Origin of the sequence: Frischella sp. Ac48 (genome assembly GCF_019641635.1) — a bacterium.
GTDB classification, from domain to species: domain Bacteria; phylum Pseudomonadota; class Gammaproteobacteria; order Enterobacterales; family Orbaceae; genus Frischella; species Frischella japonica.
In genome coordinates this window covers 61,955-75,317 of sequence record NZ_JAETXP010000013.1, presented here as the reverse complement: position 1 = coordinate 75,317, position 13,363 = coordinate 61,955, and the positions used below count along the sequence as shown (strand labels likewise).

The 13,363-nt window shown below is 33.9% G+C and carries 12 protein-coding genes and 1 tRNA gene; 7 read left to right on the top strand and 6 right to left on the bottom strand.

Annotated features, from left to right (window positions below; all coding sequences use genetic code 11):
• Positions 1-42: 42 nt before the first annotated feature.
• On the top strand, positions 43-756 hold the full coding sequence (deoC, locus tag JMI89_RS09920; protein ID WP_187755928.1) for a deoxyribose-phosphate aldolase: 714 nt from the start codon (positions 43-45) through the stop codon (positions 754-756).
• Positions 757-867: 111 nt separating this feature from the next.
• Here deoC and JMI89_RS09915 read toward each other — a convergent pair whose 3' ends face one another.
• Positions 868-1,599 carry a GntR family transcriptional regulator gene (locus tag JMI89_RS09915; protein ID WP_187755927.1) on the bottom strand — a complete coding sequence of 244 codons (732 nt, stop codon included), beginning with the start codon at positions 1,597-1,599 and terminating at the stop codon, positions 868-870.
• A gap of 266 nt (positions 1,600-1,865) precedes the next feature.
• On the opposite strand from JMI89_RS09915, the gene JMI89_RS09910 reads away from it, so the two are divergent.
• The gene (locus JMI89_RS09910; protein WP_187755926.1) at positions 1,866-3,989 is read left to right on the top strand and encodes a TonB-dependent siderophore receptor; all 2,124 of its coding nucleotides are present in this window, start codon (positions 1,866-1,868) and stop codon (positions 3,987-3,989) included.
• A gap of 246 nt (positions 3,990-4,235) precedes the next feature.
• Here the strand turns inward: JMI89_RS09910 and hemH are convergent, their stop codons facing one another.
• Genes hemH through orn form a run of 3 tightly spaced genes read right to left on the bottom strand, consistent with a single transcriptional unit; the run spans position 4,236 to position 7,031 of the window.
• A complete protein-coding gene (hemH, locus tag JMI89_RS09905; protein ID WP_187755925.1) occupies positions 4,236-5,189 on the bottom strand; it encodes a ferrochelatase in 954 nt (317 codons plus the stop codon).
• A gap of 7 nt (positions 5,190-5,196) precedes the next feature.
• Positions 5,197-6,474, bottom strand: coding sequence for a lipid IV(A) 3-deoxy-D-manno-octulosonic acid transferase (waaA, locus tag JMI89_RS09900; RefSeq protein WP_187755924.1), 1,278 nt, complete (start codon positions 6,472-6,474; stop codon positions 5,197-5,199).
• 5 nt (positions 6,475-6,479) lie between these two features.
• Positions 6,480-7,031, bottom strand: coding sequence for an oligoribonuclease (gene orn, locus JMI89_RS09895; protein WP_220679986.1), 552 nt, complete (start codon positions 7,029-7,031; stop codon positions 6,480-6,482).
• A 341-nt stretch (positions 7,032-7,372) separates the two neighbouring features.
• Between orn and rsgA the strand changes: the two genes are divergently transcribed.
• On the top strand, positions 7,373-8,407 hold the full coding sequence (gene rsgA / locus JMI89_RS09890; RefSeq protein ID WP_187755923.1) for a small ribosomal subunit biogenesis GTPase RsgA: 1,035 nt from the start codon (positions 7,373-7,375) through the stop codon (positions 8,405-8,407).
• Between the two features lie 66 nt (positions 8,408-8,473).
• On the opposite strand, the gene JMI89_RS09885 is transcribed toward rsgA, so the two are convergent.
• The gene (locus JMI89_RS09885) at positions 8,474-9,031 is read right to left on the bottom strand and encodes an HdeD family acid-resistance protein (protein WP_220679985.1); all 558 of its coding nucleotides are present in this window, start codon (positions 9,029-9,031) and stop codon (positions 8,474-8,476) included.
• Between the two features lie 163 nt (positions 9,032-9,194).
• Complete coding sequence (locus JMI89_RS09880) at positions 9,195-9,473, bottom strand: helix-turn-helix domain-containing protein (protein WP_187755921.1); 279 nt, start codon at positions 9,471-9,473, stop codon at positions 9,195-9,197.
• 169 nt (positions 9,474-9,642) lie between these two features.
• Between JMI89_RS09880 and JMI89_RS09875 the strand changes: the two genes are divergently transcribed.
• The 4 genes from JMI89_RS09875 (at position 9,643) to JMI89_RS09860 (ending at position 13,304) form a co-directional block, all read left to right on the top strand.
• Positions 9,643-10,005, top strand: a complete 363-nt coding sequence (locus JMI89_RS09875; protein WP_220679984.1) for a DNA-binding protein — start codon at positions 9,643-9,645, stop codon at positions 10,003-10,005.
• A 251-nt stretch (positions 10,006-10,256) separates the two neighbouring features.
• Positions 10,257-10,910 (top strand): RNA chaperone ProQ, encoded by a 654-nt coding sequence (gene proQ, locus JMI89_RS09870; RefSeq protein ID WP_220679983.1) that lies wholly within the window; start codon positions 10,257-10,259, stop codon positions 10,908-10,910.
• Between the two features lie 24 nt (positions 10,911-10,934).
• Entirely contained in the window at positions 10,935-13,031 is a 2,097-nt protein-coding gene (prc, locus tag JMI89_RS09865) for a carboxy terminal-processing peptidase (RefSeq protein WP_220679982.1), read from the top strand.
• A gap of 185 nt (positions 13,032-13,216) precedes the next feature.
• A tRNA-Ser gene (locus tag JMI89_RS09860) sits at positions 13,217-13,304 on the top strand.
• Positions 13,305-13,363 lie beyond the last annotated feature (59 nt).

Below are 13,363 nucleotides of genomic sequence, written 5' to 3'. Positions count from 1 at the left end.
TTATATTATATGTCATTACATATTAGGTAAAAGGAAAGTATTATGGCTCACTATACTTTACAGCAACTCTGTCAATTTATTGATCATACAAATTTAAAACCAGACGCTACACCAAACGCCATAGAAAAGCTCTGTCGGGAGGCGAAAGAATATCAGTTTAAAATGGTGGCGATTAATCAGGTTCAGTCTAAACGGTGTGCTATATATTTAAGTGGCACAGCAGTCGATGTGGGGGCGGCAATTGCTTTTCCCTTAGGTCAAGTTACCCTTGAAGTAAAATGTTTTGAAACATTAAATGCGATAGAAAATGGTGCAACAGAGATTGATTATGTCATTAACATAACAGAATTAAAGGTCGGCAATTTTACTTATATTGAAAACGAGATGCAAAAAATTGTTGCTATCTGCCGACAGCATAATGTGATATCAAAAGTCATATTCGAGAATTGTTATCTCACAGATGATGAAAAAATAGCATTATGTAAAATCGCCAGTAAAGTTAAACCCGATTTTATTAAAACATCCACTGGTTTTGGTGTATCAGGGGCAACACTAGCGGATGTTAAATTGATGAAACAACATGTTGATCCAAGTGTTAAAGTTAAGGCAGCAGGTGGTATTCGTGATGCAAATACTTTCAAACAAATGATCGCCGCTGGCGCACAACGGATTGGGACCAGCGCAGGTATCGAGATTATTGAACAACTTAAACAGGAGTTAATAATAGCAGCGAAAGATACCATTGAAATTGTCTAACAGGGCTAAACCTATTAAGACTATTACATTAATAACCTGTTGCTAAAATCAATGTAACCAAATGGATTTGATTAGCGATTCAATATAAGTGATTGAAAATAAATGGCTATCTCATTCAACTTTGTTATTAAGTTCAAAAACAAAGGAATTAATATCACCGCGATATTTTGATATCGAGTATTCAATTGGTAAACGATTTTTAGTAAAACCTAAGGAATGAAAGTAAAAAATAGGATCATTTTCGTCTATATCTAAAAGATGGGCAGTGGTTTCATCTGCTTTTAATACATCGAGTTTGCGACGTATTTGTAAAATAGGAAATTGCATTTTTTTTAAAACTTCATAAAGTCTTTCTGAAGTAAAATCAATGTTAAGTAAATTAGGTAAATGCGTTAACGGTAGATAGGTTGTTACAAGAACAATCGGTTTATTTCCAGCATAACGCAAACGTACTAATTTATAAATTTCATCGTTTTGAGCAATATTAAGATTGGTAGCAATCTCAGAATTGGCCCTATCAATTTTAAACGTTAACACATGGGTTCTTGGAATTAAACCTTTACGATTCATTTCAGAATCATAACTTTCGATAACATGTGTAAATTCCTGTTTGATTTTCGGTTGGCATACCACGGTGCCACGTTTTTTTCGTCGTTCTAAATAACCTTGATTAACTAAAGATTGTATGGCTTGCCGGATAGTAGGACGACTCACTTGATAAATTTCAGTAAGCTCATTTTCCTTTGGAATTAATTGACCTTCGCTATATTCGCCTGATTGAATTCGGTTAAGTAGATCTTGTTGTATAAATAAGTGTCGGGGAGTTTTATTGCTTTTATACATAAAATAAATCACATATCTTAATTATGTTATAGCATATTAGTTCAAACCGATGATTATGTAAAATTTTTATTCACTGAAGTTTAATTGAATCCCTTTGTTTGAATTTTAGCTTTTGATTTTAATGAAAATTACTACTTGGCTATATTTTTAATAAATATGATTTCTTAACTTTTCCATAAATAAAAATAATTTGCATTTATAAATAATAATCATTACCATTTAGAGTGTTTAAAAATTAATCTAAAACATAAAAAATGGGAATAACAATGCAGCGAAAGTATTTTAATCAATTTGTTATATTGACCTTAAGTAGCACGTTATCAATAGCCGTGAATGCAACCGATAAAAAATTAGCGCAAACCGATATTGAAACCATGCAAGTTACAGCAAATATAAAAGATGATAATGATCAGCGACTAAAAAACTCATCTACCGCGACTAAAATGCCATTTGATGTTAAAGATATTCCTCAAACCATTAATGCGATTAATTTAGAACAACAAAAAGTCTATGGTCAGACTGACTTGGGGGTAATTGTTAATCGGCTTCCTGGGGTAGATACGACTTACGATATGCGTGATGAAGGAATTAAAATTCGTGGTTTTTCAGCAAGTTCCGGTGATATCTACCGTGATGGTGTGCGAGCGAGTGGGCAGGTAAGACAAAGTACAGCTAATATTGAGCGTATAGAAGTGTTAAAAGGGCCAGCATCGGTACTTTATGGTAGAGGTTCCGGTGGTGGAATGATTAATATGATCAGTAAACAGGCCAATTTTGATTCACCCACAACATTAAATTTACGCGGTGGTTCATGGGATAAATACGGTGGTATGGTTGATATTAATCGAATCTTAAATGATAAGTTGGCAATTCGAATGACTGTCGATCACCAATCAGATGGAAGCTTCCGTAAAGGTATCAAACAGCGAGATACCATGGTTTCACCAAGTATTTTTTATGATAACTTAGATGGCGTTAATTGGTTAGTACAATATACCAGTGATCATCTATGGCGTAAACCGGATAGAGCCCCAGCCTACTATACTTTACCGAAAGGTGTTTCCAAAAAGACCGCATATGCGCATCCCGATGACTATGTAAAGGATAAATTTAATTCTTGGCGTTCTGTCTTAGGATTAGAATTCAACCATAATTGGTCAGTGAAATTAACCAATGTATATCGTAAAGCGGATCAAAATTTCGACCATCTATATGCTGGAAATTATTGTGATTTGAATGGTAGATTATCAAATGGCAGAGCTTGTCAGTATCAAGGTAAAATACAATTTCGCCGAGCCTGGCAAGAAACAGCCAATAAAACGTATGGTAATACTTTAGATTTAATAGGAAAATTTGATACAGCTAATATTAATCATGATATGTTGTTAGGGATTGAATATAATATTGAAAAACGTCAACCGCGGTTAGCATTAACTAATATTTATCCTGAGTTGGTTGATCCATTTCATCCACATTGGAATAGTAAAAAACCACATCATAATCAGTTAAGTACTAAAACCGATCATCAGTCCACCTCAAAAGGATTCTATTGGCAGGATTTAATCACCTTTAATCCGCATTGGAAAATTTTAGCTGGCTTACGTTATGATAATTATGATTTTTCTTCGAAGGACCGGCTTAGACATCAAAGCCGTTCTTACGATGGGCATTCGTTAAGTCCTCGCGTAGGCTTAATTTGGCAACCGGTTGAACAACATAGCCTTTACGCCTCTTATAGTAAGAATTTTGCGCCTTATGGTGGTCGAGGAATCATTACCATTTCAACCAATCAACAAACTGTTTTTGATAATAAACCACAGTACTCACGTCAATATGAATTGGGAGTCAAAAGTGATTGGTTAAATGATAAACTTTCTAGTCAAATTGCTGTATATCAGTTGGAACTATATAATGTTCGTTATCAACCTGATGCAGTGAATGATCCTTATAACTGGCAAGTAAAAGGAAGTGATCGCAGCCAAGGTATCGAATTGAGTGTGACTGGGCAGTTAAGTTCTCAATGGTATATTAATAGTGGTATCAGTTATCAACAAGCGAAAGTGCATAAAGATAAAAAGACACCAGCTAATGAAGATAAATATTTACCAAATACGGCAAAACACAGTGGTTATGTTAATTTACGTTATTTACCTTATGAAAATTGGTTTACTGAGCTAGAAGTGAATTATAAAGGTTCAATGTATAATGATGATAAAAACACCTCTAAACGCCCTGGTTATGTGTTATGGAATGCAGCAGTTGGTTATCAATCTCCTTCATTTGATGTCACATTAGCATTAACTAATTTGTTAGCTAAAACGTATTGGCGTTCAAGTAGTATGCCAGGTACTCCCCGTGCTTTTTTAGTCACGGCTAGCTACAAACTGTAATCATAATAATAATTTGTACACTAAAATGTTGCTTACTTATCGATAAGATAAGTAAGTAGCTATAGGATTAGGGGTATTTAGTGTAATACATTTTAAAAGAAAATATTTACCTTAACTGATGGTGCAGTAGATGTTTTTCTCGAATGGTTGATTAAGACGTTTTTTTATTAATCATGCGAATGAGCTATAAATACGCTTTACTAAAAACAGATTAGCAATGCTGAGTTGTTTTGCTATATATTAATGCTAATCTTGATTAATTAAACTTTTTAAAAGCTCAATCTGTTGATCACTATCGTTTAATGCCAATATATAATTAAATTTTTTTCCGCCATGTGCCATAAATAATTGGCGATTTTCAATATTAATTTCATGTAAAGTTTCTATACAATCAACAGCAAATCCAGGGCAAACTACCGTGACAGATTGACCTTGTTTAGCTAATTCGATCAAGACATCACAAATGTTAGGTTCTGTCCATTTACCGTTACCAAAACGTGATTGATAACAGTGGATAATATTTAGATTGGGATAATATTTAGCCAATCTTGATTTTAGTAATTCGGTAGTGAGTAAACAACGATCAACATAATCATCCCGACGATGAGCAATATAACGCATAGGTATACCATGGTATGACAGTAATAATGTATCGGGTTGATCAATACAAATTTGGTTGTCAATATGATGTACTAATGCGGATATATAACTAGGGTGATCGGCATAATCGCGTATAAAATTTAATGTTGGTGGGGATTGCCAATCTTTTATGATGGATTGGATTTTGTCGCTAACGGCCAGTGTGGTGGTGGTCGAGTATTGTGGAAATAGGCTGATAACATCAATTTGTTCACACTGTTGCATTTGTTTTAAAGTTGATGCTAAATCAGGTTCACCATACGTCATGGCGAGTTTGCAATTTAACATCGGATAAGCTTTACTAAGTTTTTGCAAAATTTGCTGGCTATAAAATAATAATGGTGATTGATGGTTTAACCAGATTGCCTCATAGTATTGCGTAATATATTTGAGTCTTTTGGGAATGACAATGCCATATAGAATGGGTAACCAAATAATTGGATTAACATCAACCACATGACGATCAGTTAAGAATTCTCCGAGATAGCGCTTAATTGCTGATGGCGTCGCTTGGCTCGGTGTGCCTAAGTTGACCAGTAATAAACCCTGTTTCGACGTCATAAAATTGCTATCCTTTTATTGGATTAATCGTACTGTCTATTAAGTCTAATAAACGTTGTAATGCACCTTGATTTTGTTTCAAAACTTGGTAAGCATTATTTCCAATATCTATGCGTAGCTGATTGTCAGTTAATAACGTGCTAATTTTTTCAGCTAAATCTTGTTTGTTTGTTTCTGTTATCCAAAGACCGTTGGCATTAATTAACTGTTCACAAATCACTTTGAAGTTATAAGTGTATTTACCCATGATAATGGGTAAATGATGTAAAGCCGGTTCTAGCGGATTGTGTCCACCGCGATCGACCATACTGCCCCCCACAAAAGCAATATTGGCAAGACCATATAGTAACATTAATTCACCCATGGTATTACCGAGAATAACTTGAGTTTGTGTTGTTGGTATAGCATGCTTACTACGTAATTGATAGGTTAATCCATGATCAACGATCAGATTCTCAACACTGGTAAAACGCTCAGGATGCCGCGGAACAAGAATTAATAATAAATCAGGATAGTGCTTTAATAACATTTTATGCACAATTAAAATAATGTCGTCTTCACCATGATGAGTACTGGCAGCAATCCATATTGGTCTATTGAGTTGCCAAGTTGATTTTAATTGAGCGATAGCTTGCTGTTGCTGTGAATTGAGATGGATATCGAATTTAATGCTGCCAGTAATTGTTAATTGTGATTCAGGTAAACCTAATTGAATAAAACGTTGACCATCAAATTGATTTTGTACCGCAATATGGCTAATTTTTGGTAACAATAGTTGCATCGTTTTCTTAAATTTGGCATACCCGCGTGCTGAACGTGCGGATAATCTGGCATTAGCAATAATTAATGGAATATGGCGTTTATATAATGCTGTGATTAAATTAGGCCATAATTCAGTTTCCATAATAATCACTAATTTTGGTTGTAACGTATTTAAAAAACGGCTAATTGCATCAGGTAGATCGTAAGGTAAATAAACATGACTAACACGGTTACCCCAAGATTTTATCACTTGTTGTGAACCTGTCGGCGTCATAGTGGTGATTGTAATAGGTAAATCTGGATATCGTTGTTGCAATTGTTTAATTAACGGTATTGCGGCAATCGTTTCTCCTACCGAAACACTATGTACCAATATACCATTGGGCTGTATTTTACCTTTACAAAAACCATAACGTTCTAACCATCGTTTACGATAATCGGGAGATTTCAGGCTACGCCACAATAACCTCAACCAAATTAGAGGTTGGATAGCATAAAAAAGGCAAGTATATAAAATCGTCATATGTTTTATTCTTTGAAAAAATATTTACGATAATAAGCCAATTCAGCTATAGAATCTTTTATATCATCTAGCGCTTGATGCGTACCTTGTTTTTTTAATCCTTTGAGGATATCTGGCTTCCAGCGATGAGCTAACTCTTTAACGGTACTAACATCTAAATAACGGTAATGAAAATATTTCTCCAGTTTGGGCATATAATTAAATAAAAATCGACGATCCTGACCGATGGTATTACCACAAATTGGTGAACAGTTTTCCGGTACCCATTGTGAAATAAAATCAATAGTCAGTTGTTCCGCTTGTTGCTCATTGATCGTACTTTGTTTAACGCGCTCTAATAAACCTGTTTGGGTATGAGTACTAACATTCCAATCGTCCATTAAGGCTAATTGTGAATCGGGTTGTGAGATAGCTAAAACCGGTCCTGATGCGAGAATATTCAGATTGGAATCGGTAATCATTGTTGCGATTTCGATAATACGATCACGATTAGGATCTAAACCCGTCATTTCTAAGTCTATCCAAATCAAATTGTTTTTATTTAATTGTATGGTCATAACTGTTCTTAATTGAATAATGTAAATAGATACGATAAAACTTTAATTATTCTATCACTTTTGGTAGCGTTTTTAGTAAATAAATCTGAAAAGTTATGCCTTTATATTCTTCTTTGATTTAAAAATAGGGTAAGTGATAAACAAATTAATAAAACGATTAAATTGATTATGTACTCAATTGGTAATATCAAAAACGGCTAAAATAGAATTAGCTTGACTGAAAACGGTTGCTTATTCCTTCATAGCAATATACTCTTAAGCAATGGTGGTGATGTTATTCATTAATGTCTACTTGTAAAATGAAATATTAGCTATCTTTTGAAATGTAATAATGAGGATTTGTGGCAAAAAAACGATTATCTAAAGTTCAGCAACGTCGTGTTGAAGCTAAACATGAGCAACGTTTGTTAAGCAATCATGAACAGTATGATGAAAATCTTTTTCTGACTCCTGAAGAAGGAATCGTTATCAGTCGGTATGGTAAGTTAGCCGAGGTAGAAGATAAGCAAGGGCAAAGTTATCGATGCAATATTCGTCGAACACTTGCTTCAATTGTCACAGGCGATCGCGTTATTTGGCGGAAAAGTAGAGATCTGCATACTAATAGTGTGATTGAAGCCATTCATCCACGTCATTCCGAGTTGGTGCGTCCAGATTTTTATGATGGTATTAAAACGGTTGCCGCCAATGTTGATCAAATTATGATTATTTCAGCAGTATTGCCTGAGTTATCTCTAAATATTATTGATCGTTATTTAGTCGCTTGTGCAGTTACAAAGATCGAGCCTGTCATTGTATTAAATAAAATTGATTTGTTAGATAAAATCCAACAACAAGCGGTATTTAATCAGCTAGCTTATTACCAAAGTCTTGGGTATCGAGTTTTATTCATCTCTTGCCTTAAACAACAGGGATTAGAGATTTTTAAGCAAACATTACAAGCAAAAACATCTATTTTAGTAGGGCAATCCGGCGTTGGAAAATCCAGTTTGATTCATCAATTATTACCGCATTTATCTACACAAGTCAGTGTTGGTGAGGTGTCAGACGTATCTGGCTTAGGTCAGCATACAACGACCGCAACGCGTTTATATCATCTGCCAAGTGGTGGGGATATTATTGATTCGCCAGGTATTCGTGAATTTGGTTTATGGCATTTAGAACCACAACAAATTATGCAAGGTTTTAAAGAGTTTTATGATTACTTAAGTGATTGTCAGTTTCGTGATTGTAATCATTTAACCGATAAAAATTGTGGATTACAAAAAGCAGTCGCCAATGGGAAAATTGCACAATGGCGTTTGGATAATTATCATCGTATTTTACAAACAATACGGGACGTAAAAGTTAAAACAAACAAAACCTTTAAGGCATGAATAAAGAAATTTATTAATGGAGCCAAAACCGCAACAAACTATATTGCGGTTTTCTTTTAAAATGATTTAATTTGCTTTCAATCCAAGCCCTATGATCACATAGGCCCAACCCTGAAAAATTAAATCGACTCCTAAAAACATACCTAATATGGTTAAACTGTCTGCAGGCCATCCAAACAGAATGATAAGCCCTAATAATAATGTTAAAATACCTGAAAATAACCACCATCCCCAACGGGGAAAATGACGATTATTTAATGCACCAATACACTGAGTTATGCCACTAGCAGTTAATAAAATGGCAATAATTAAAGTAATAGCAATCGAAGTTGTAATGGGTTGTATAAAAGTGCTTATTCCCGCTATGATGTATAATGCACCAATGATCGCCCAAAGCGTTGTTTGACCAATGCCTTTAGTGTGAAAAGCATGGATACTTTGTGTAATACCAGCGATTAACAGTAAAGAGCCAATAAAATAGGTTGAAAATATTGTGGCAAAAAATTGGTACGTGAGGGCGAATAAACCTAAAATGATTAAAAGAATACCGATTGTCAGAAACCAACCCCAGTTTTTTTTCAGTTGTAAGGTTAGATCGGTTAAATTTTGCGTTAGTGGTGTCATAAAAAATACCTTTGTGGAAAGTTGAATAGCTAAATTAATTTTACGCTAAATTTATAATAGATCTAATGTTTTTATATAAATAATCGATAGTAGCAATAATTATTATTGCTACTATTTAGATATTTTCGTAATTTGAATAAACGATGTAAAAGAGGGTTAAGTATTAAGATTTGGGATGATTTGTTATTTTTGCACGCAATACACGTTTTATCGGTTTTTTATTTAACATATTTACATAGCGGCTTGGCCAGATCTCTTCTGGTTTGACACCAATTGCATTAGATATGATTAATTCACCTTTGGTCCAAGGTCTAACTAACGCATTATTTAAAGTTGTAGAACTTAAACCTGATTGACGTGATAATTCTGAAAGTGTTAAACCTTGCTTTTTTAATGCGGCAATAATATCGGCACTATGCCAGTCTTGTATGCAATTTTCCATTGGTCTTTTCCTTATTTTCTATCTATGTTATTCTCTATTTTTTATTACTTATTTTAGTAAGTTTTCGTATTTACAAATATAGGTAAAATAAGTTGCTTATAAGTTTATTGTAACATGTTTTCTTAAAAGTTTAATATTTTTTCTTTATTTTCTTAAAGTGAGATGGAAAATGATAAAACAATGGTTTTCTTCAAAAGATTTGATTATGTTCGACGGTCTACCTTCCACTCCTCAAGGTATCAATCGTAAAGCACGTGTAGAGGGTTGGAAAAGCCGAAAACGTAGTGGTATACAGGGAAAAGCGATTGAATATCATATCGATAGTTTACCTGAGTTTGTTAAATCAACCTTACAAGCAAAAGAAATTTCGGCCGCTTATATGGTCGGTGAAATTGAACCTTTGCAACTCTGGATTTCAGCATTTATAGCCTTAAAAGAAGAGCAGAAAGAATTTGTCAAAACATGGTTAATACACAACGGTATTAATGATCTCATGCGAGTTGTCGAACAACAAATGAACTCTAAAAAATAATCAATTTAACTTGATGTAATTATGATTTTATTGGAATTGAGCATGTAACTTTTAGATAATATTGCTTTTATTATATGCGATTCTTGATAAATCCTTATTACTCATCTGAGTAATAATAATCAATGTATTATTTAAAATGAATAATATTACGGCTGATATTTATAATAATTATTTGCTAAAGATTTAAGCTAGGATATACTTTAGCATCTAATACTTTAATTAATATAAAAATCGTTGTTATGGAATTCATAATGGATACACAATCAGAATTATCAAGTAGTAAAACAATTATTGCTTTTTTAGCGAATCAGTTTCCTAATTGTTTCACAGCTGAAGGTAATGCCAAACCGTTAAAAATAGGTATATTTCAAGATATTATTGATCGGTTTGCTGATAACGTTCAGTTTAGTAAAACTAAACTAAGACTTGCATTGCGTTTATATACCGCAAGTTGGCGCTATCTTTATTGCATTAAAGAAGGTGCAAACCGTGTTGATCTAGATGGTAACGCTTGCGATACCGTAACGAGTGAACAAGCCTCACATGCTGCCGAATTATTAAAAGCGAGTAAAGCAAAGGTCAAAGCGCAACGAGAAAGTAAAAATAAAGAACAGGCTACCGCGAATTCGCCACGTTCACCGAAGGGACCATCCAATAAATCCGTTGCCGAAAATGTACGTGTATCAACAAAACATGTTACAAATATTAGCCGTCCAAAGTTTAAATCGACACCAAAATTAAATAAACCAACTGTTGACCAATTACAAATTGGTAGTAATGTGAAAATCATATTAGGTAGCAAACCAGTTTCGGCAATTATAGCTAATATTGAAAAAGAAAATATTAAAGTAAAAGTACCTTCTGGTATGGAGCTAACGGTTACAATTGAGCATATATTAGTATAGCTCTTTGTAAAAATGGGATTTTGAATGAAAAAAATAAACCTATATTTGTCTGTAAAAAACTATTTGTACAGTTTAATTATTGTTACTGCATTTTTCAGCATATCAATTCAGGCAAAAGAATATTCAATTAATGAATTACCCAAGCTGGAATCTGATCCTATTCATGAGGTCGTTTCTAAACGTGTCACTAACTACTTCACCCAATCACATTATCGTAAATTTGAATTAGATAATGCTTTTTCTGCTAAGATTTTTGAACGATATTTGAAATTACTTGATAGTAATAAAGCTATTTTTATAAAAAGCGACATTGATATATTTAGAGATAAACAAACTCAATTAGGACAAGAACTGCGCAATGGCGATCTTAAAACAGCTTTTGATATCTATAATTTAGCACAGGAAAAACGTTTCAAACGTTATCAATTTGCTTTAACGCAATTAGCGTTACCGATGAATTTTACCGCACAAGAATCGATAGATTTTAAACGTGAAAATTTACCTTGGCCAAAAACAGAAGAAGAATTAGATGATTATTGGCGTAAACGGGTTAAATTTGATGAGCTTAGTTTGGCATTATCAGGTAAAACGGAACCACAAATTAGAGAAGTGTTAACGAAGCGCTATAATCGAATTTTACGCACATTAGTGCAAAGTAAATCTGAAGATGGATTTCAAGTTTTTATGAATGCATTTGCGCGTGAAATCGATCCTCATACCAGTTATTTAGCTCCGCGTATCAAACGTGAATTTGATTCAGAAATGAGTCTTTCATTTGAAGGAATTGGAGCAACATTAACACAAGAAGATGATTATACAAGTATTACGTCGTTTATTACTGGTGGACCTGCTGAAAAAAGTAAACAATTAAAAGTTGGTGATCGAATTATCGGTGTTGGTCAAAAAGGTAAAACGATCGAAGATGTGATCGGTTGGCGCTTAGATGATATTGTCGATAAAATTCGTGGCCCTAAAGGGACGATTGTTAGGCTAGAAATCTTACCAGCGGGAAATAATAGTAAATCTAAGATCATTGAAATTAAAAGAGATAAAATACATTTTGAGGATCGTGAGGCAAAACTTACTATTAAAGATACTGATCAAGGTAAAGTTGGATTAATCGATGTACCAAGTTTTTATATGGGATTAACTGACCGAGTTTCAAAACTTATCGTTGAGGCTAATGCAAGTCATGTCAAAGGAATTGTTATTGATTTGCGAAATAACGGTGGTGGTTCTTTAGCTGAAGTGATTAATTTAACAGGATTGTTTATCGAAAAAGGACCAGTTGTGCAGGTTAAAGATAATATGCAAAAACTGGTTATATATGAAGATAATGATTCAACTATTCAGTATGGCGGTCCTCTTGTTGTTATGATAAATCGGTACAGCGCCTCTGCATCAGAAATTTTTTCAGCCGCATTACAAGATTATGGGCGTGCAGTTATCGTTGGCGAAGAAAGTTATGGTAAGGGAACGGTGCAGACCTCACGGAGTATTGCTTATCCAATAGATGCTAGAATGCATCCAGATTGGCCAACATTAGGCGGTATTCAGTATACTATTCAAAAGTTTTATCGCATAAATGGTGGTAGTACGCAAATTAGAGGGGTAACGCCGGATATTGAAATGATACCTATTCACTATGTAGATGATACTGGTGAACGCTTTCAGGATAATGCATTACCATGGGATAGTGTAACCAAAGCAAAATATCAGGTATTATTTGATATTAAACCATTGTTGCCAAATTTAATTCAGCGACATATCGAACGGATAAAAACAAACCCTGAGTTTAATTATATTTTAGCGGACATAAATAAATATAATGATGAAAAAGATAAGCATTATATTATTTCATTAAATAAAGCTGAACGTGAAAAAATTCAAAAACAGAGCGATAAAGAAGAATTACAACGCATGAATGAACGTTTAAAACGAGCCGGAAAACCAGCGATAACCAAACTCGATGATTTACCGAAGGATTTTAAAGTTGAAGATTCATATTTAGATGAAGCAGTTGAAATATTACTCGATTTGTCAGAAAATTACCCAAGATTAATATCTAAATTGCCGTCAAATGCGGTATCGCTAGATTTTATTCCTCAACTTGATAAATAAAAGGAACTAACAATTATGAATACTGATTTAAAACTTGCTTTATTTACCGTTGTAAGTATTTTTACTGTAATTGGTATTTTTGCTTATTTTGTTGCACTACATTGATAGTTTATTCAGCAACTAGCTATAATAATGGCTTGACCTAATGTTAAGCCGACGTTATAGTATGCACCATCAAAATTGATGGTGAGGTGTCCGAGTGGTTGAAGGAGCACGCCTGGAAAGTGTGTATACGGCAACGTATCAAGGGTTCGAATCCCTTCCTCACCGCCATTATAGAATAACCACATTGATTATAAAGGGATGAGGACCAAGGGGTCGACCAATTCGTC

Bases quoted from the DNA above. Each gene is read 5' to 3' on its own strand.
- deoC (WP_187755928.1), top strand. From the start codon at position 43: ATGGCTCACTATACTTTACAGCAACTCTGTCAATTTATTGATCATACA.
- JMI89_RS09915 (WP_187755927.1), bottom strand. From the start codon at position 1,599: ATGTATAAAAGCAATAAAACTCCCCGACACTTATTTATACAACAAGAT.
- JMI89_RS09910 (WP_187755926.1), top strand. From the start codon at position 1,866: ATGCAGCGAAAGTATTTTAATCAATTTGTTATATTGACCTTAAGTAGC.
- hemH (WP_187755925.1), bottom strand. From the start codon at position 5,189: ATGACGTCGAAACAGGGTTTATTACTGGTCAACTTAGGCACACCGAGC.
- waaA (WP_187755924.1), bottom strand. From the start codon at position 6,474: ATGACGATTTTATATACTTGCCTTTTTTATGCTATCCAACCTCTAATT.
- orn (WP_220679986.1), bottom strand. From the start codon at position 7,031: ATGACCATACAATTAAATAAAAACAATTTGATTTGGATAGACTTAGAA.
- JMI89_RS09885 (WP_220679985.1), bottom strand. From the start codon at position 9,031: ATGACACCACTAACGCAAAATTTAACCGATCTAACCTTACAACTGAAA.
- JMI89_RS09880 (WP_187755921.1), bottom strand. From the start codon at position 9,473: ATGGAAAATTGCATACAAGACTGGCATAGTGCCGATATTATTGCCGCA.
- JMI89_RS09875 (WP_220679984.1), top strand. From the start codon at position 9,643: ATGATAAAACAATGGTTTTCTTCAAAAGATTTGATTATGTTCGACGGT.
- proQ (WP_220679983.1), top strand. From the start codon at position 10,257: ATGGATACACAATCAGAATTATCAAGTAGTAAAACAATTATTGCTTTT.
- prc (WP_220679982.1), top strand. From the start codon at position 10,935: ATGAAAAAAATAAACCTATATTTGTCTGTAAAAAACTATTTGTACAGT.